The organism is Endozoicomonas sp. SESOKO1, assembly GCF_024606265.1.
Taxonomy (GTDB): Bacteria; Pseudomonadota; Gammaproteobacteria; order Pseudomonadales; family Endozoicomonadaceae; genus Endozoicomonas.
In genome coordinates this window covers 1-18,839 of record NZ_JAHHPP010000113.1, presented here as the reverse complement: position 1 = coordinate 18,839, position 18,839 = coordinate 1, and the positions used below count along the sequence as shown (strand labels likewise).

8 protein-coding genes and 1 tRNA gene are annotated in these 18,839 nt (G+C 48.3%); 8 read left to right on the top strand and 1 reads right to left on the bottom strand.

The window, feature by feature from the left end; all coding sequences use genetic code 11:
* The coding region (locus KDK13_RS05925) for a hypothetical protein (protein WP_257284042.1) at positions 1 to 2,382 on the top strand (2,382 nt) is incomplete at its 5' end.
* A gap of 103 nt (positions 2,383 to 2,485) precedes the next feature.
* Positions 2,486 to 3,622, top strand: coding sequence for a hypothetical protein (locus tag KDK13_RS05920; protein WP_257284040.1), 1,137 nt, complete (start codon positions 2,486 to 2,488; stop codon positions 3,620 to 3,622).
* A gap of 642 nt (positions 3,623 to 4,264) precedes the next feature.
* On the opposite strand, the gene KDK13_RS05915 is transcribed toward KDK13_RS05920, so the two are convergent.
* Positions 4,265 to 4,726 (bottom strand): RING finger domain-containing protein, encoded by a 462-nt coding sequence (locus KDK13_RS05915; protein ID WP_257284039.1) that lies wholly within the window; start codon positions 4,724 to 4,726, stop codon positions 4,265 to 4,267.
* A gap of 208 nt (positions 4,727 to 4,934) precedes the next feature.
* Between KDK13_RS05915 and KDK13_RS05910 the strand changes: the two genes are divergently transcribed.
* The 6 genes from KDK13_RS05910 (at position 4,935) to KDK13_RS05885 (ending at position 18,829) form a co-directional block, all read left to right on the top strand.
* Positions 4,935 to 5,342, top strand: coding sequence for a TM2 domain-containing protein (locus KDK13_RS05910; protein ID WP_257284038.1), 408 nt, complete (start codon positions 4,935 to 4,937; stop codon positions 5,340 to 5,342).
* Between the two features lie 519 nt (positions 5,343 to 5,861).
* Positions 5,862 to 9,956, top strand: a complete 4,095-nt coding sequence (locus KDK13_RS05905) for a hypothetical protein (RefSeq protein WP_257284037.1) — start codon at positions 5,862 to 5,864, stop codon at positions 9,954 to 9,956.
* A gap of 943 nt (positions 9,957 to 10,899) precedes the next feature.
* Complete coding sequence (locus KDK13_RS05900; protein WP_257284036.1) at positions 10,900 to 12,939, top strand: choline/carnitine O-acyltransferase; 2,040 nt, start codon at positions 10,900 to 10,902, stop codon at positions 12,937 to 12,939.
* A gap of 89 nt (positions 12,940 to 13,028) precedes the next feature.
* Positions 13,029 to 15,434, top strand: coding sequence for an ankyrin repeat domain-containing protein (locus KDK13_RS05895; RefSeq protein ID WP_257284035.1), 2,406 nt, complete (start codon positions 13,029 to 13,031; stop codon positions 15,432 to 15,434).
* Between the two features lie 27 nt (positions 15,435 to 15,461).
* The gene (locus KDK13_RS05890) at positions 15,462 to 18,572 is read left to right on the top strand and encodes an ankyrin repeat domain-containing protein (RefSeq protein ID WP_257284033.1); all 3,111 of its coding nucleotides are present in this window, start codon (positions 15,462 to 15,464) and stop codon (positions 18,570 to 18,572) included.
* Between the two features lie 181 nt (positions 18,573 to 18,753).
* A tRNA-Thr gene (locus tag KDK13_RS05885) sits at positions 18,754 to 18,829 on the top strand.
* Positions 18,830 to 18,839: the final 10 nt, after the last annotated feature.

Sequence of the window (18,839 nt, the reverse complement as noted above, 5' to 3'; positions counted from 1 at the left end):
TTCGGCCAACCGGTCATTCCGGATGCGGTGGTCAGGGCTTTCCCGGATAGTCCGGCGGGCAAACTGGGAAGAGCGCGCTTCAAGGAGCAATGTTGCCTGAGGGGCCTGCCGTTAAATGACCAGCAGGTCACACCGGATAGCGTGGTCAAGGATTATCAGGCAGTCAAGGCAATTCTGGAGCTGGCGCGATTCAAGCAACAATGTTGCCTGTTAGGCCTGCCGTTGAATGGCCGGTACATCACACCGGAGGCGGTGGTCAAGGCTTTCCCGGATAGTCCGGAGGGCAAACTGGGGATAGCGCGCTTCAAGGAGCAATGTTGCCTGAGAGGCCTGCCGTTGAATGGCCAGCAGGTCACACCGGATGCGGTGGTCAGGGATTTCCCGGATAATCCGGAAAGTGAACTGGGCAGAGCACGCTTCAAGGCAAAATGCTGCCTGAGGGGCCTGCCGTTAAATGGCCAGCAGGTCACACCGGATGCGGTGGTCAGGGATTTCCCGGACAGTCCGGAGGGCAAACTGACGATGGCGCGCTTCAAGGAGGAGTGTTGCCTGAGGGGCCTGCCGTTAAATGGCCAGCAAGTTACCCCGGATGCGGTGGTCAGGGATTTCCCGGACAGTCCGGAGGGCAAACTGGGAAGCACGCGCTTTAAGGAACAATGTTGCCTGAAGGGCCTGTTGTTGAATGGCCAGCAGGTCACGCCAGAGGTGTTGGTCAAGGATTATGAGTGCGGTGGCTGGTTGCTCGAAAAAGCTATTTTTTATACTCAGCTGGCATTGAATGCACGAGTATTGAATGGCAACTATCTGAATAACCGGCAAGTATTGGAATCGTTTAAAGCAGTACCCGGGAATTATTCTTCAAGGCAAGCTGAATACCTGATGCAAAGGCTGGAAATACCTCAGTGGTATGATGAAACCAGCGAAGCCCAGCATACCATTCAAGAGGCCTGGCAAATCCTGAACAACGCAGTAGCCACGGATGAGCAACGCCGACTGCAATGTATATTGAAATTCATGGCCATGCAGAATGAATTGACCATTGATCATCAGGAAGTATCAGCAGAACAGGTATTCCAATCCATCAAGACACTGAGGTGCTCATTTCAGAATTCACGCATACAATTCTTCTTCCTGGCACATTGTTATATCACGAGACAGTCTATTGATAGACGGAAAATCCATAAGGATCAGGTATTGGAGTACCTTCAGCGTTTTCCTGAAGAAAGCAAGCTGCACCACGCTTTATACTGCTGGTTTGAACAATGCCGCTGCGAAGTCAATGAAGTCAATATAGTGGATGAGTTACTGTTTAAACAGGCAATTCCTCTTGCCCCGGGGCGTGACAGTTCTTCCAGATACCAAGTCCCTGTCAGGGAAGGCCCACTCCCTGGTCAGGTCAGGGAATACCGGGATAAAACCGAAAATACGCCCACCACTCAGGCAGTGACCGCCTGTGCGGCCCAAACTCTGGAGCCAGTGTCAAAAATAGGCGAACCGGATTTGCCAGGCCATCAGGTTCAGCGGTTAAATGCGCTAACGCTGAGAGCGCTGCAGATTATTCAGGAAATCAATGATTCTTGCACCGCCCCACCCATTCTGATTACCGGTTCATACGCGCGTTATTTACAGAACCTCTGCTCATCGTTTAATGATATTGACATTATCTGCGCCACAGAAGCGGCTGCCAGAACACTCTTTCAGAAGCTTCAGGCGCTTAATACTGACAGTGATTGTGAAATACCCAAAAGCATCATTATCCGGGCAATCCCGGGATGTCAGATGATCAGACTGCCAAATACCTACAATATTCAGCTCAAGGATGGTGACCTGGGCAGGAAGGCAATGGGGCTTCAGGTTACTGTTGATGCCAGGATAACCCGGGAAAATGAAGCACCACTGGCCATTCACGTTCCCGGCGTTGAGAGTCCGGTACGGTATTTGTCGTTTACTGAAGAAACCAGGTTACTGAACGATACGCTGAAATATCTCGGTGATAACCTTGGCCCGCTGACAGAGCAATTGCAAACAGGGGCGGTCTTTAACGTACCCCGAACCATTCTTTTCAACACCCCCAAAAACACCGGGGAGCGTGTTTATGGCTTGCTTATGCGCTGCCTGCTGACCCTGAATAAAGCCAGGCAGTTTATCGCCCAGCACTCTCAGCAAACAGCCGGAAAACCGCAAAGCCGGACTCACCTGCTTCAGGAACAACGCCTTAGCGCACTCACAGAGAATCTGCACATGAAATTGGCTGGCCATGTCTGTCGTCATGATTTTGAGCACAGGGTTAAAGACTGGCTATCGACCACTCAGCCTGTTCATGATTACCAGGTCAACAGGAAGGAATTTATCAAAACACTGCTTGCTATGATGCACGCTTGATAAGTGTGGATAAACTCAAATCCGTCAGGAACCTATTAATCATTTTGAGGTCGATTAAGGTCGAAGCAGCGAGATTTTCAGCCCATGTACACAGGATTTAATTATGCAAGCCATCAGACCATCCTATTCCCACCCGGAGTCCGCCCAGCAAGCCGTTTCAAGTGCGATTCCCGATCTCTCCGGAAGTATATTTAACGGTAAAGAAATCTCAAATCACAGGTCTCATGGAGAGGCAGCCACTGCCCCGGATGAAGGCAGAAGTATTGAATATGCCTTCTGGGAAAAAAAACCATTAGAGGGACGTCAAATTACCTGTCCGGGCCAATCGCCGGATCCGTCAGAAACAGCCGGTCCCTATGTCACGAACAACCCGGTTCAACCGTTAAATGCGCTAGCCCTGAGAACACTGGATATTATTCAGGAAGTCAATGCTTCCTATAGCAAACCCCATATTCTGGTTACCGGTTCCTACGCGCGTTTTTTACAGAACCGCTGCCCATCATTCAATAATATTGACATGATCTGCACGACAAAAGACTCTGCCAACAAACTCTCAGTAAAACTGGGGGTATTTAACGAAGCACTTCACGCTGACAGGAGTAAATCAGGAACCCTCAAAAGCGTCAACAGCTGGTCAATCCCGGGATGTAAGGAGATTAAACTACCAAAAGGCTGCAATATTCTTCCCAGAGACGGTTCGGGTATGGAAGCCCATCAGCTGCTGGTCAATCTGGACGACAGAGTATCCTGTGAACATGCCGCACCATTTGCCATTCGCGTTCCTGGCGTTTCGAGGCCGGTGTGGTGTTTGCCGTTTGCTGAAGAAACAAGGTTACTGGGCGATACGCTGGAACACCTTGTTGATAACCTGGAGCTACTGACCGTTCAGTTGACTCAGGGGAAGGTGTTTGACATACCTCAAACCATGCTATTCAACTCCCCCCAAAACAACCAGGAGCGTATTTATGGCTTGCTTATGCGCTGTCTGCTCACCCTGGATAAAGCCAGGCAGTTTATTTCTCTGATCTCTGAATGGGAGCCTGACAACCGGCTTCAGGAAGAACAGCAACGCCTTCATGCACTGGCTGAGAATATGCAAAGTAAATTGAGCCGTCATATTTGCCGTAGTGATTTTGAGTGCAGGGTTTCCAACTGGCTAACGATCGTTCCGCATGTGACTGATTACCAGATGAGGAGGCGGGAATTTATCGAATCACTGCTTGCGATGATGCATCCTTGATAAGATGGGCCAGGAGGCTGTCCGGGAATAGACTCATTGAACATTTGATCGCTGCCAACCAACGCACCACTACAAAAAATAATGCCCCGACTGGCGGGGCTATAATCTCAGTACTCCCTCGTTGTTTTTATTATTTCCCCGGGGGGAGGCCGTCCGTGGCCTGTACATCCTTCCTGGAACTGGTACTGAGTGCTTCCTTTCTATTCAATTTACATGCCAACCATGGAGATACCCATAAACAACGGTGGCTGAATAACCAATATCAGACCTGCAAAATCTATATATTTGAGTAATTGTTACTGATGGGTGTCACAGAGAGAAACAGATTGTCAGCCAATGCTATCTTAAAAGCGTCAACATCAGGGGTTTACTGTAGAAACAGCTTTCTATGTCTCAGGTCAGGTTATGTCAAAAACGTTCCAGTGCTTGCAATTTGGTTCCTGCGAAATATGTGGCCTTGCTCAATTACCGGAGCAACTGGCTTGCCTTATGGTTCCCCTTGATCGGAAAAAAGTACGTTTTTTCACCCTCTTTTATTGCGCTGATAATCCCCAATGCCACCAAAAAGCCATTGATAAGCTGTCAGAAACAGAAGGACAGCGATATTCAGGAATCCGATGCCGCTGAGTCAAACCTAAAGGGTTAATGGGTCCCTTTATTCGTTTGATTGGAACCCAACGTCCTGGTATTGGTAATTTTATTGCTCCTATGGATTTCCCTTTGCGCCCTTTGCCGTTGTCGCTCTGCATAAGCAGGATCATGCTTGAGGCGGTAGCGCTCCCTTTCGCGTTCTGCTTTAATGCGACGCATTGAATCATGATACCTGTGCTTCCTTTGACCTGAAGTGGCTGAGCGTGCATATGCCGTTGACAGCCTCGACAAATCAGTCCTGCATACCGGGCAGGTAGTTCTATCTGATAATTGTTTTTGTTCGTTCAGTGCTTTTTTGAGGCAATCAACATGGAAGGTGTGTTTACATGTTGTGGTATCAACAGCCTTCACTTGCCTGTTGAAGGCCTCCAGACAAATGGGACAGATGTCTTCTTCCGGCCTGTTTGCCTGGGTTGCCTGAACCGTTTCAGGATTGATTCCAGCAAAAATCATTTTAATGTATCCCGCTTCGTTTACTTTTTTGATTGCAGCTTTGTATGTTAGTTCCCAATACTGATCTCAAATAACAGGACATGATAGAAACAGGCAGAGCGGCAAGATTACCCCCTCAGGCAAATGACCAAAAAACGATCAGACAGGCAGCTGATCATTTTGATAGAATAATCAGGACTCCCCTTTTTTCACTGGTTCAGCTGATAAAATGAAAGACACCCATAGTAAAGTTATCGGTTATATACTTTGGATTTTCGGTTTTCTTGGAGCACACCGTTTTTACTACGGCAAACCCGTAACAGGAACCATTTGGCTGTTCACCCTTGGCCTCTTTGGCATTGGTTGGCTGATCGATCTTTTCCTTATACCGGCAATGGATCGAGAAGCGGACCATCGTTTCCACAGTGGTCATTATGATTACTCCGTTACCTGGATCTTACTGACCTTCCTTGGTGTATTTGGCGTTCACCGTATGTATCTCGGGAAGTGGATTTCCGGAATTTTGTATCTGTTTACTTTTGGCTTTCTTGGCATTGGCGTGATTTACGACTTTTGGACGCTAAACGACCAGGTCTCTATAAAAAACAGTCAGGATAGTTTTGCATCAGAAAGCTGAAAGCCCGGTTAAGGGGTCGGCGTTCAATTCCGGATTTGATAAAACCATATGAAATCATATGGCCAGCTACTTATTCAGGATTTAAGACCCGATCCTCAGTTGAGTTCATTCTCATCATCACCGATGATTTATTGACATGGATCAATTTACTTTATTCGGTAAATACGTAATCTACACCCACCCAGTGAGTGCTTACCGAAGCCAATGATGATTATTTCGGTGCCTGGTAATAAGAACACCAAATACTCACTCTCTGCCTAAGAATAAATACCACCCCAATAATAATAAAAACCGCTTATTGCTGATGAATCAGCAGTTGTAGCCTTGCCTTGGGTAAGGTTTTTATTTTTTCCTACGGGCCTCGCTTTATGCGGGGTTTTTCTTTTGCCCAGTTATTCACTGGCGGCTGAATAATAACCAATCTGGTTTCAGTGCTTGTTTAGCGATGTTTCCCTGCCACTCCACAAGTGGAACCTAATAATCATTTTGAGGTCAAATGGCGGTATTTATCGTCGACGTGTGCAGGGTTTCACTCTGAAAGCAACAACATCAACCTACGCCCACCCAGAGTCTGCTGCCCGGGTTCCCGGACAACCCGGCTCAAGCAGAGTGCCTGACCGTCCCGAAAGTGCATTTAACGGTAAAAGAGTCTCAAATAACCGAAGAAGAACAGTCACCACCCGGGTTGATGCCAAACATGTTGAGGATGCCTTTTGGAAAAAAAGGCCATTACAAGGACGTCACATCACCCCAACAGGTGTGCTTATCGCCTATGGACATGATGCAACCTCTCTCAGAAGAGGCTTCTTCCTGCAAAAACTGTGCTTGCAACATATTCTGCTTGGCAATAGAAAAGTCACCCCCGACCAGGTCGTTCAAGAATTCAACCGACAGCCGGACCGAAAAAATAAGTGCAAATTAGCAAAAGCACGCTTCAAGGCGGAGTGTTGCCTGAGGGGCCTGCCATTGAATGGTCAACTGGTCACAACGGATGCTGTGGTTAAGGATTATAGGGCGGCAAACGCCAGACTTGAGCTGGCGCGCTTCAAAGCGGAATGCTGCCTGAGGGGCCTGTTGTTAAGTGGCCGGCAAGTCACGCCGGATGCAGTGGTTAAGGATTGTCAGGCAGCCAGGGCAATGCTGGAGCTGGCACGTTTCAGGGAACAATGTTGCCTGAATGGCTTGCCAATAAATGGCCATGAGGTCACTCCGGATGCAGTCTTCAAGGGTTTCCCGGATAGTCCGGACGGCAGACTGGCAATCGCGCGTTTCAAAGCAGAATGTTGCCTGAAGGGTTTGCGGTTGCATGGCCGACAGGTCACTCCGGACATGGTGGTTAAGGATTTTCAGGCAGCCGGGGCAATACACGAGCTGGCACGTTTCAAGGAACATTGTTGCCTGAGCGGCCTGCCAATAAATGGCCAGCAGGTCACTGGGGATGAGGTGATCAAGGATTACCAGGCAGCCAGAGTGACACTGGATCCGGCTCGCTTCAAAGCGGAATGCTGCCTGAGGAATCTACTGTTGAATGGCCAGCTGGTCACTCCGGATGAGGTGGCCAGGGATTATCAGGCAGCCAGGGCAAAACTGGAGCTGGCGCGCTTCAAGGCAGAATGTTCCCTGAGGGGACTGCCGTTGAATGGCCAGAAGGTCATGGCGGATGCAGTGGTCAAGAGTTTCCCGGACAGCCCGGCAGGTAAACTCGGAATAGCCCGCTTTACCGAACAATGTTGTCTCAGTGGCGTGGAATTGAATGGCCAGCAGGTCTCACCGGAGACGGTGGCCAGGAATTATCAGGCAACCAGGTCAACACTGGCGCTGGCACGCTTCAAGGCAGAATGTTCCCTGAGAGGCTGGGTGTTGAAAGGCCAGCTGGTCCCACCGGAGGCGGTAGTCAGGGATTTTCAGGCAGCCAGGGCAATACTGGAACTGGCACGCTTTAAGGAAACATGTTGCCTGAAGGGCCAGGCGATCAATGGCCAGCAGGTTACACCGGATGAGGTGGCTAACGATTACCAGTCAGTCAACGCAGCACTGGAGCTGGCGCGTTTCAGGGCAGAGTGTTACCTCAGGGGCCTGTCGTTGAATGGCCAGCAGGTCACAACGGAGGCGGTGATTACCGGTTATCCGGATAGCCCGGAAGGCAAACTGGGGATAATCCGCTTCAATGAGGAATGTTGCCTGAGGGGCCTGTCGTTGAATGGCCAGCAGGTCACACCGGAGGCGGTGGTCAAGGGTTATCAGGCAATCAAGGCAACACTGGAGCTGGCGCGCTTTAAGGCGGAATGTTGTCTCAGGGGGCTGCCGATAAATAATCAGCAGGTCTCACCGGATGTGGTGGTCAGGATTTATCAGGCAACCAGGGCAACACTGGAACTGGGGCGCTTCAAAGCGGATTGTTGCCTGAGGGGACTGCCGTTGAATGGTCAGCAGGTCACACCGGATGCGGTGGTTCATGCGTTTCCGGATAACCCAAAAGGTAAACTGGCGATTGCTCGCTTTATGGCGGACTGTTGCCTGAGAGGCCTGTTGCTGAATGGCCACCAGGTCTCAGCGGATTCAGTGGTCAGGGAGTTCCGGGGCATTCCGGAAGGCACACTGGGGATAGCCCGCTTCAAAGTGGAATGTTGCCTGAGGGGCCTGCTGTTGAATGACCTGCCGGTCACGCCGGATGCCGTGGTCAATGCGTTCCCGGATAGTCCGGAGGGCAAACTGGGTATAGCTCGTTTCAAAGCGGAGTGTTGCCTTAGGAGCCTGCGGTTGAATAGCCAGCAGGTCACACCGGATGCCGTGGTCAGTGCGTTCCCCAATGGTCCGGAGGGTAAACTGGGTATAGCTCGTTTCAAAGCGGAATGTTGCCTGAGGTACCTGCGGTTGAATGGCCGACAGGTCACGCCGGATTCTGTGGTCAGGGATTATGAACTCGGTGGCTGGTTACTCGAAAAGGCCATGTTTTATGCCCACCTGGCATTGGGCGCAAGAGTATTGAATGGCAATTATCTCGATAGCCGGAAAGTACTGGAAGCGTTTGATGAAGCAACCGGGAATCACTCTTCAAGGCAAACCAGATATCTGATTCAACAGCTGAAACAGGCCAGGCAGTATGATGAAACGGGAGAAGCCCAGGATATCATTCATAAGGCCTCGCAAATCCTGGACAACGTATCGGTCAAGGACGATGAGCAACATCGACTGCAATGTATATTGAAATTCACGGCCATGCAGCACGGGCTGTCAGTTAACCATCGGAAAGTGTCAGCGGAACAGGTATTGCGATCAATCAACATACTGAGAAGCTCATTTCAGAATTCACGAATCCATTTCTTCTTTTTGACATACTGCCATATCAATAAACAGTCTATTGCTGGACAAGAAGTCCATAAAAATCAGGTACTAGAGTCCCTTAAAAATTTTCCTGAAGGTAGCAAGCTTCGCCATGCTTTAGGCTGCTGGTTTGAACAGTGCAGCTCCGAAGCCAATATCATTGATAAATTACTGTTTCACCGGCCAAATACCCCCGGTCATGGGCATCACCTCCCCGACGTGATCCCCGAGACAGGGAGCGCTGGCCGCAGCACAAAACCGGTAGTCCGGTCCGTTGCCAACCATCCTGTCAAGGAAGCGCTATTGCTTTGTCAGGCCAGGGAATATACGCGGGAAACAGAAAATACCGCCTTCACACAGGCCGTTGCCGCCAGAGCAGCCCAAATCCTGAAGCCATCGCCAGAAACGGGTTTTCTGCAGAATCAGGTTCCGTGGTTAAATGCCCTTACGCTGAAAACACTGGAGATTATTCAGGAAATTAATGGTTTATTTCCCAGTCCCCCTATTCTGATTAACGGTTCATTCTCGCGTTTTTTACAAAACCTCTGCTCATTCTTTAATGATATTGACATTATCTGCACCACAGAAAAGCATGCCAGAATACTCTTTGCCAGGCTGCAGGCACTGAACACCGCCGAGGATTCGGAAATCCCCAAAAGTATCATCATCTGGCCAATCGAGGGATGTCACAGAATTCAACTGCCAAAAGCCTACAATATTCACCTCAAAGACGGTGACCTGGGTATGAAAGCAATGGAGCTTCAGGTCAGTATTGACGCCAGGGTAGCCCATGGCAATGCAGCACCATTGGCCATTCACGTCCCCGGTGTTGGGAAGCCAGTATGGTGTTTGTCGTTTACCGAAGAAACCAGGTTAATGAACGATACGCTGAAATACTTCGCTGATAACCTTGACCCACTAACCGATCAATTGAAAAAAGGCAGGGTATTTCACATACCAAGAACCATTCTGTTTAATGTGCCTCAAAACCTCGATGAGTGTATTTATGGCTTGTTTATGCGCTCCCTGCTTACCCTGAATAAAGCCAGAAAGTTTATCGCTCTGTACGCCCAGGGAAAAACCGGAAAACCTGGCCAGCATCAGAAAGAAAATCAATGCCTTTATGAACTGGCGGCAAGCCTTCAAATGAAATTGCGACGCCACAGTTACCATCATGGTTTTGTGCACAGAGTAAACGGCTGGTTATCGAGCACTCAGCCTGTGAATGATTACCAACTCAAAAGGAAGGACTTTATCAAAACACTGCTTGCGATGGTGCGTCCTGAATAACAGCAATTGCAGTTAAGGCATTGTCCTTTTATTTTTTTACCACAGAGGCTCAGAGTGCAGGAGGAAGAAAGGCTTTTTCTCTGTGCCCTCTGCGTCTGTGTGGTGAACATGTTTGGCAGTTTTGGTTGATTGCTTATACGGGTCATTTTGATAGACCGAGGTTTTCGAGAGTACGCATACAGATCTTTTGAAATGCCGGTTTTTTTAAGGATTACCTTCAGGGGGGTATATAGAAGAAGAGGACTGCCAGTGGCAAATGTCTTACACGGTGTATAGTGATTTCCTGACTGCAAACCATACATAAAAGCCGCACTATGGAAACCGTCAGCTGTGACAGGAAGTCAAAACCGTCAGGAAGGCGGAGGGCTGACCAATCAGGGACGTGCCACGACAGGGAGCCAATGGACAGGATGTCCGGATTTTTCAGGATGATGGCTGGGCAGGGACTTTAATCAGGCAGGATGCCTAACCAATTGGACATAAGCCCACAGGAAATAGAACAGATCCTCTAAGGATCTGTTTTTGTTGGTGGCAGACATTCAACAATGGCTCTGATCAACTGACTGTACTATCTCCGTTCATCCTGAGCAGAGTCGAAGGGTGCCTGGCACGATCTATCACAGGCCGGAGTTTGCGCCTTTAGGCCCTATGGGTCCTTCGACAGGCTCAGGACGAACGGAGTGCAGAGGCTTATGATAACGACAACCCGTCAAACTCATTGAAAACATGTAATAGCCTTCTTTCTATCTTACCCGCAACTTTTAGGCTACACAGTCTGCTTACCAATCTGGAGCACTGTCTTCAGATGTCTCCCATGGGCAAACTCCGTGGTTTTGAAGATCAGTCTGGATCTGCTTTCTTGATACAACGTTACCACCCTGGCGAACTTGTCTATTTGATAATGGTCTAAATAAAATTTTGTTAAGTAAATAAAGGTATAAATGTGGATTCTATTCCTGATCGTGATGTTGCAGGATTTATGGCGACAGGCATGAGCTTATCTCACCCGGACAATCAAGCTATACCATGCAGGATCCCCTCTGGAGTCCTGATTAAAGAAGTAAAAGTGACCACAACAGCCAGAGGCCCAGCATGCTCAATTCCCGCTAAGTCCCTGGCTGAATTCAGAGCTGCCCGGGCAGGAGCAGTAGACCCAATACCCTTACCGCAGTGGCAATCGACCTTTAACAAGCTTCAATCGTTGCCTGCAAAGATGGATGGGAGGTGGACTGAGAGTGATGTTGCACAGTTTGTGAAAAAGCTTGATGACTTTAATTCAAACGTTGCAGCTGACCTGCAAAAAGCCCTTGAAAATGATGCATTAACCAAAGCTGGCTGGTTCAGCAGGGCCTGGACAGACAGGTATCTCACATCAAGAGTACCGCTTTGCGTTTATGTCAGCTTTGCCTTGACATTAAATCTACCAACTGTTGGAACCGGGGATGCTTCAGAGGCGCTCCATGCTTTTTACCCGGTTTCCGGGGCTGTTCTTGGTGCCTATGAGCACCTGCAAGTGAGCCAGGAAAAAAAGCTGGCGGTTGAACATGAGAAAGGCCATGCACTTTGCGGGAGTCAACCAGAGAAGTTGTTCAGTCACCGCAAAGCCTGCCAGGGTAAGGACCAGCTGATTCCATGCCTTCAGGGAAAAAGGCAGCACATCATTGTACTGTCAAAGGGGCAACTTCATCGAGTGCAAATAGCCGATGAGTCAGGCAGGAAAATCAGCCTGCATGACCTTGCAGCAACGCTGGACACCATTAATCTTACGCCAAAGCGGGAAGACACGTTTGATTTAACGCCAATGACATCAGGCGATCGAAATGAATGCGCTGAACTTCAAAAGGATTTTGTTGAGTCCAGCAGTATCAATCGCGCAGTGTGGCAACAGGTTGAAGAGGCATTTTGCTGCGTTTGTCTGGATGATCCTGACGGGCAGGAAGATAGTGGCAAACAGTTATTGGCAGGTAATGGCAGTAACCGGTGTTTTGATAAGTCACTGCAATTGATTGCCATGGCCAATGGCGAGGTTGGTGTAACCATCGAGCATACGCCAGCCGATGCTGGTGCCTGGCTCCCTCTATTCAATCGGGTAATACAGCTATTGAACAATGGCAAGCCCATGAATGGAGAGCTTCTGCCTAACGTCAAACGGCTGGTTCCTGAAGTCAATGACCACATTAAGTCAAAGCTGGCAAGTGCATCGGCTTGCTTTAAAGACCTGCTGGCTCAGGTTGAATTGAAAGAGATCACTGTTCAAAACATCACTCAAGCTGCATTGAAAGAGCAGGCGATCAGCCCGGATGCTTTTTTTCAGCTGGTGTTTCAGCTGGCAGCCTGTCATGCCGGCTATAAGGCCCCCCCGACTTATGAATCGGTGTCAATGCGGCACTTTAAGTATGGTCGTACCGAAGATTTGCGCAGTTTCTCGCCGGAAGTCATGAAATTCCTGACGGCGCTCGGTAATACCGACTCCTCCCGGGCGGTAAAGGCTCAATTGTTAAGAAAAGCCCTCAACGCACACAGGCAGAAAATTAAAGACTGTAAGGCGGGAGAAGGGATCTGTCGCCACCTGTTTGCACTGGAAAAAAAATGGGAAACCCTTCACCCGGATCAAACGGCGAATAAACCCGGGATGTTTATTGACCCCATTTATCAGGATTTGGTCAAAAGGAGTACGTTATCCACATCCTGTGTTGCCAACAACAGTGTCAGCCGCTTTGTCTTTGGGCCTGTCGACAATGACGGACTGGGTATTGCCTACTACCCCACAGAGAGTGACCTGCGAGTGACCGTAAGCTGGCACAAAGATAATCGTGAAAAAGCCCTGGCGTTTGTTGCCGGACTGGAGGCATCAGTAAACCAGCTGCTTGGGATGCTTAACATTGCCAGAGGCCAGGAGCCTGTCATCGTTCGCCATTCCCGGGTTTTAGATTGGAGCAATCATGGAACACAACAACAAGTTGAACGGAAGTTCCCTGAATGAGAACTTTTTGACCTGCCAATTGTCCTAGCTAAAAAAACAGCTGGCATTAATTGCTGGCGGATGATGGCAAGAGATCACAAGGAAAAAAAATGCAGCCAACAGGGGTAACAGTACCGATCTATCCTCCAAATCCGGGAGGCACCGATAAAACCACACCTGAAAAGGAAAAGCTGACTAAAGGGACACCCATTAGCCAGAGCATGGCATTACGCCCTACGGAAAACACAGTGCCGTCCGAAAGCTTATTCACCACAAGAACGGTAAAGCTGAACGAGGCTTGCCCCATTCCCGGTTACCCATACGGCAGATCCGATCATAAACCAGCACTTTTGGAATCCTGTAATAAACTGCAGATGCGGCAGATAAAGCCGGAGGAGATGGAATCGCAAGTCTGTTCCAATGGGGCTTTACGGCGTCAGTGGAACCATCTGGATAATTCCTCCGGGCAAGCCTTGATAAATCTGATAAACCAGGGGGATACAGAAAAAGCAAAAGAATATATCACCAACAACCCCCTTTCTTTAGCCGCCAGGGATGAAGAAGGTAACACCGCCCTGCATCTGGCGGCGCTACACGGGTCAGCTATAAAAAATGATAATGATGAAATTCTTCAATGTCTTCTTGAGCAACCGTTGATCATAAACCGACTGACAAAAATGGAATATGCCTCTGAATTTGTGACTAATGAAAATGGTACCTGTGCAAAACTGATCAGAGATGCCCGGGAGAAAGTGAAGTTACCTTTTTGCCCGGTGCAAAACTTCGACAAAACCCTCTTCCAACAGACCTGGCAGCGTGAAAAAGATAAAGTTGTCAGTAAAAAATCCATTTTGCCACAGGTTAAGGCCTTATTAAGCGGATTGCAGAAAATAGGGGTTTATGTACGTTGCAACATTCAGGAGAATACCGATGAAAAAGGCCAATTCTGGGAAATGGGTGATGCCACAGCATCGGTCGGACTGATCAAAACCCTGGTTGCTTTGGGCGTAAAAACCATCCATGTGCAACTGTCACCACCGGATGACAGTGATTTGGCTACACGACAAAAATTTAATCGAGAAGAACAGGTAAGATACATAAAGAAACAGCGTGTAGCGTTATCCAAGCTGGCTTACTTACTGCCAGGAATAAAGCTCAAACCGGGCATTCAGGAAATTTATATAGAAGACACCAAAGTTATCATTTCCAGCTGTAACTTCCGAAGAGAGAATAAAATCAATGCAGCCGTTACCCTTTCATTTCTCAGCCCCAGAAGAATGTATCAACACTTGGGGTTTGCACAAGAATCGTATATTAATTTAACACCCTATCGTTTTAACTCTAAATTTGACACGATGTATCTGGATACCCGCACATCGGTGACGGCCATGCCTGATTGTAATATCATCCCTTTGCATCTACCGGCAAACGCCATTATCCCCGATGATGACCGGCAACCACAGGCAGCTGAAAGATCCACCGAATCCGTCAACAGCCATACCGCAACATTAATCTCTGCTATTAACCAACTTTGTGATTTATCCGATAACGGGAAAATACAAACCGCTGTCGTTTACGGCTTGCATCATTACGCTTTGCGCAAGTCTAAAAAAACGATATTAACCAATTGGCTTAGCGCTATTAAAACAACTCTTGACCAGGTAACGGATGCTCCCCCAGTGGTGGTGACCACCACGGTCAGCGCTTTTCGTGATGAAGATCGTAAAAATGGCAAGAGATCGTTATACGAAATCGCGAGAACCACAGGCTTCACACTGATTGACTTTCGGAACCCAAAAGACCGGGCTTCTTTGATGGCCGCAGGGATGGCAGAAGGGATGACCGGGGAGATAACCGCAGGCGAGGGCCAGCGGTTTCTGTGTCTTATGCCCAGCTTGCCAAGGCAAAGTTTCAATAAACTGGTGCAATGCTCGTGGTTCCCGGTGTTATGTGAAGGTGCCAATCTGACCACTACCCTGTTACAAAATGGCCAACCCCACCTTTCTCTCCTGCCCAATGGAACAACGCCAGTGGCCCAGGATATGGGTGGGCCGCTGGAGGCTTTAAAGGCCCTGGCCTTCTCGTACAAACTGCGCATGGAAAAGTCAGGTGTGGATATTGAAGCCCTTAAAATATTGTCAAACCTGGTTCGGGAAAGCCGCTATACAGAGGCACTCTCGTTTATTAACAGGATAAAGACATTGGATTTTGAAAGCGGGGCAATGGATTTTGTCTGGGCTGATCCTCAGCCATCACCTCTGAAATTGAGGTCAGTCACCATTATGAGCCTGCTACAGAAAGGAAAAAAATTGGGCAGTATTGAAAAAAAGGCGTTGCTCTGCGCACTTAATCCTTCCGATATAGCCTGGGCCAATTATATCAACAGCTGCATGGACAATGATTCAATCACTACCCAACACTTCAGGCTGCAGCAAATGCATGTTAATAAGTCTTTTAACAATAAGGTAGCGGCAGCGCTGCTGCAATTTGGGCGCCATAAAAAACTACTGACCTGAGAAAACGCCATCAGGAGATAAACAACAATGCAGCCGACAGGCAGGATAACGCCAATATCCGCCAACCCTGAAAACCCGGGCGGTATTGATAAAACCGTCACACCTGAAAAGCATAAACCCGGAACAGACACAACCATAGAGGTACCCATTGGCCAGCACATGGCAATAAGGCCTTCGGAAAACGCAATGCCGTCCGGAAGCTTATGCGCCACAAGAACGGTAAAACTGAACCAGCCCCGCTCCATTCTTGGTCACCCCTGCCCCGGTTCCTGTCATAAAAACGCATTTTTGCAACTACCAAATAAACTGCTAATGCAAAACATGATGACGGAGGAAGCAGGATTGCCATTTTTATCGAAAGTGGCTTCATGTTATCAACGCAACCATCAAGATAATTCATCCAGGCAAGACCTGATAAACCTGATAAAACAGGGGAATACAGAAAAAGTAAAAGAATACATGACCGATAACCCTCATTATTCAGCCACTGAAGATGCAGATGGCAACTCAGTCCTGCATCTGGCGGTGTTACACGGCCATGAGGAATTATGTCGGCTGTTGGTTAATAGAACCCCGCGCCTGTTGCAGGCAACAAATAACAACAGTGAACGGCCTCTGCATATTGCAGCCCGAGAAAAACAAAACAAATGTCTGAAATTTTTACTGGATAACTTCCCCAATCCCTCATCACTGAAAAATGAATTGCTGGCCACTGATAAATCAAGAATGACACCGGTTCAGCTGGCAGCCCTGTGCGGAAATACAGCCGGTTTAATGGCCATGCTTGATTATAAAGCGGCCAGGAATATGTTGTCCTGGCCTGATTCCCCTATTTGGCTGGCAATAAAAAATGGGCATACAGAGTGCCTGTCAGCTATTTTCAGCAGTACAAAAACCGCTGGTGTCTTATTCAGAGCCTCTTACTTTCACTGCGCCGTCACTTATGGCCAGTTGGATTGTTTGAAATTACTCGTACAAAACCATCCAGATTCTTTCACCATCAGGAGTCCTTATTTAAACGACCTGGTTTCTTTAATCGGGTTAGCTGTATTAACTGGCCATGATGACATTCTTCAATATCTTCTTGAGCAACCGTTGTTCATCAATCGACTGACAAAAATGGAATACGCCTCTGAATTCCTGAGTAATAAAAATACTACCTGTGCAAAACTGATCCGGGATGCCCGGGAGAAAGTAAAGGTACCATTTTGCCCGGTGAAGCATTTCGATAAAAAACTATACCAACAGGCCCTTCAGCGGGAAAGGCATAACATTGCCAAAAAAAATACCCTGGCAGAAAAGCAAGCCTCGCGAATGCACCTGCATTCATTACCTGATCAGCCAGAGAATTATTTTTCCGGGGGCATATCGTCCACCGACTATCTGTCACAGGTAAAAGCCTTGCTCAGCGGATTGCAGGACATAGGCGTTTATGTACGTTGCCCCGTGGAAGAACATGCAGATCAACAAGGTCAATTCTGGGCTATGGGTGATGCCACGGCATCGGTCGGACTGATAAAAACCCTGGTTGCCCTGGGTGCCAAAACGATCCATGCACAGCTGTTACCCCCGGATGACAGCAGTTTCAAGACACGACAAAAATATAATCGTGAAGAACAGGTAAGCTACATAAAGAGACAGCGTATCGCGTTATCCAAGCTGGCCTACTTACTGCCAGGAATAAAGATTAAACCGGGTACCCAGGAAATTTATATAAACACTACCAGGGTTATCATTTCCACCTGTCACCTGCGGAGTGAGAATAAAATCAATGCTGCTGTCACCCTCTCGTTTTTCGGAGCCGCAGTTGTATACCGGCAATTAGGACATGTAGGGGAGTCCTGTATTAATCTGAAACCCTATCGTTTTCACTCTGAATATGAATCGATGTATCTGGATACCGACACCTCGGTTAAAAAGAATAACCAACACAACAGCCCCACCTTATGGTCACTGGTTTACTATTTTTTCGTGTCCATTTTCACCGATATCACAACCTCCGTTAACGACAGCGGCTCAATGCCTGATTGTAATATCGTCCCTTTGCATCTACCGACAAACTCCATTATCCCCGGTGATGACCTGCTATTACCGAAAACGGAAATATCGGCCAAATCCGTCGATGGCGATCAAGCAACATTAATCACTGCAATTAACCAACTGTGTGATTTAGCCACTCAGGGGAAAATACAAATCACTGTCGTTTATGGTCTGCATCATGGCGATCTGCGCCATTATAAAACAACGATATTAACCAATTGGCTTCGCGCCATTAAAATAACTCAGGGGCAGGTAACGGATGCGCTCCCGGTGGTGGTGACCACCACGGTCAGTGCTTTCAATGATGAAGCTGGGGATGATAATGGCAAGGGTGCGTTATACAAAATCGCCAGAACCACAGGCTTCACACTGATTGACTTTCGGGACCAACAAGACCGGGCTTCCTTGATGGCTGCAGTGATGGCCCCGGCGATGGCCACAGGCAAAAGCCAATGGTTACTGTGTCTTATGCCCAGTTTGCCAAGGCACAGTTTCAACAAACTGGTGCAAAGCTCCCGGCTCCCGGTGTTAAGTGAAGGCGCCAACCTGACCACGACCCTGTTACAAAATGGCCAACCCCACCTTTCTGTCCTTCCCTGTGGACATACGCCAGTGGCCCAGGACATGGGAGTGCCACTGGAAGCTTTAAAGGCCCTGGCCTTTTCCTGCAAGCTGCGCATGGAAAGGAAAGGAGCCGGTATGGAAGTCCTGAAAAAATTGTCAGACTTTGTCAGGGAAGGCCACTATGCAGAAGCACTCACTTATATTGACAAAATAAAGACTAAAGACTTTGAAAATGGGCCATTGGAATTTGTCTGGGACGTCCCTCAACCCTCACCTCTGCAATTGAGGCCAGTCACCATTATGAGCCTGTTACAGAAAGGCGAAAAACTGGGCAGTATTGAAAAAAAGGCGCTGCTCGCCGCACTTGACCCTTCCGATGACGCCCTGGCCGATTACATCAACAGCTGCCTGGACAAGAGCTCAATCACAACCCATCACTTCAGGTTGCAGCAAATGCATGTTAATCATCCTTTCAATAATAAGGTGGTGGCAGCCCTGTATAAATTTGGACGCTATAAAAAACTGCTGGCGTGAGAAAATTTCACCGAAAGAATGGATTAGACATGAACCGGCGGCATTCTCATCTGGCAACAGTTTCCGGGTTCCCCTGGACGCAAAATAGTAACTTCGGAAAGGCTGGATACAAAATCAAGATCAGAGTGCATACAGAAGTTGACAAACACACCCGGCATAAATATTATTCACCCCGTTCCTTGCCGGTATAGCTCAGTTGGTAGAGCAACTGACTTGTAATCAGTGGGTCCCGAGTTCGACTCTTGGTGCCGGCACCATACACAGCAA

Bases quoted from the DNA above. Each gene is read 5' to 3' on its own strand.
- KDK13_RS05915 (WP_257284039.1), bottom strand. From the start codon at position 4,726: ATGATTTTTGCTGGAATCAATCCTGAAACGGTTCAGGCAACCCAGGCA.
- KDK13_RS05920 (WP_257284040.1), top strand. From the start codon at position 2,486: ATGCAAGCCATCAGACCATCCTATTCCCACCCGGAGTCCGCCCAGCAA.
- KDK13_RS05895 (WP_257284035.1), top strand. From the start codon at position 13,029: ATGCAGCCAACAGGGGTAACAGTACCGATCTATCCTCCAAATCCGGGA.
- KDK13_RS05910 (WP_257284038.1), top strand. From the start codon at position 4,935: ATGAAAGACACCCATAGTAAAGTTATCGGTTATATACTTTGGATTTTC.
- KDK13_RS05890 (WP_257284033.1), top strand. From the start codon at position 15,462: ATGCAGCCGACAGGCAGGATAACGCCAATATCCGCCAACCCTGAAAAC.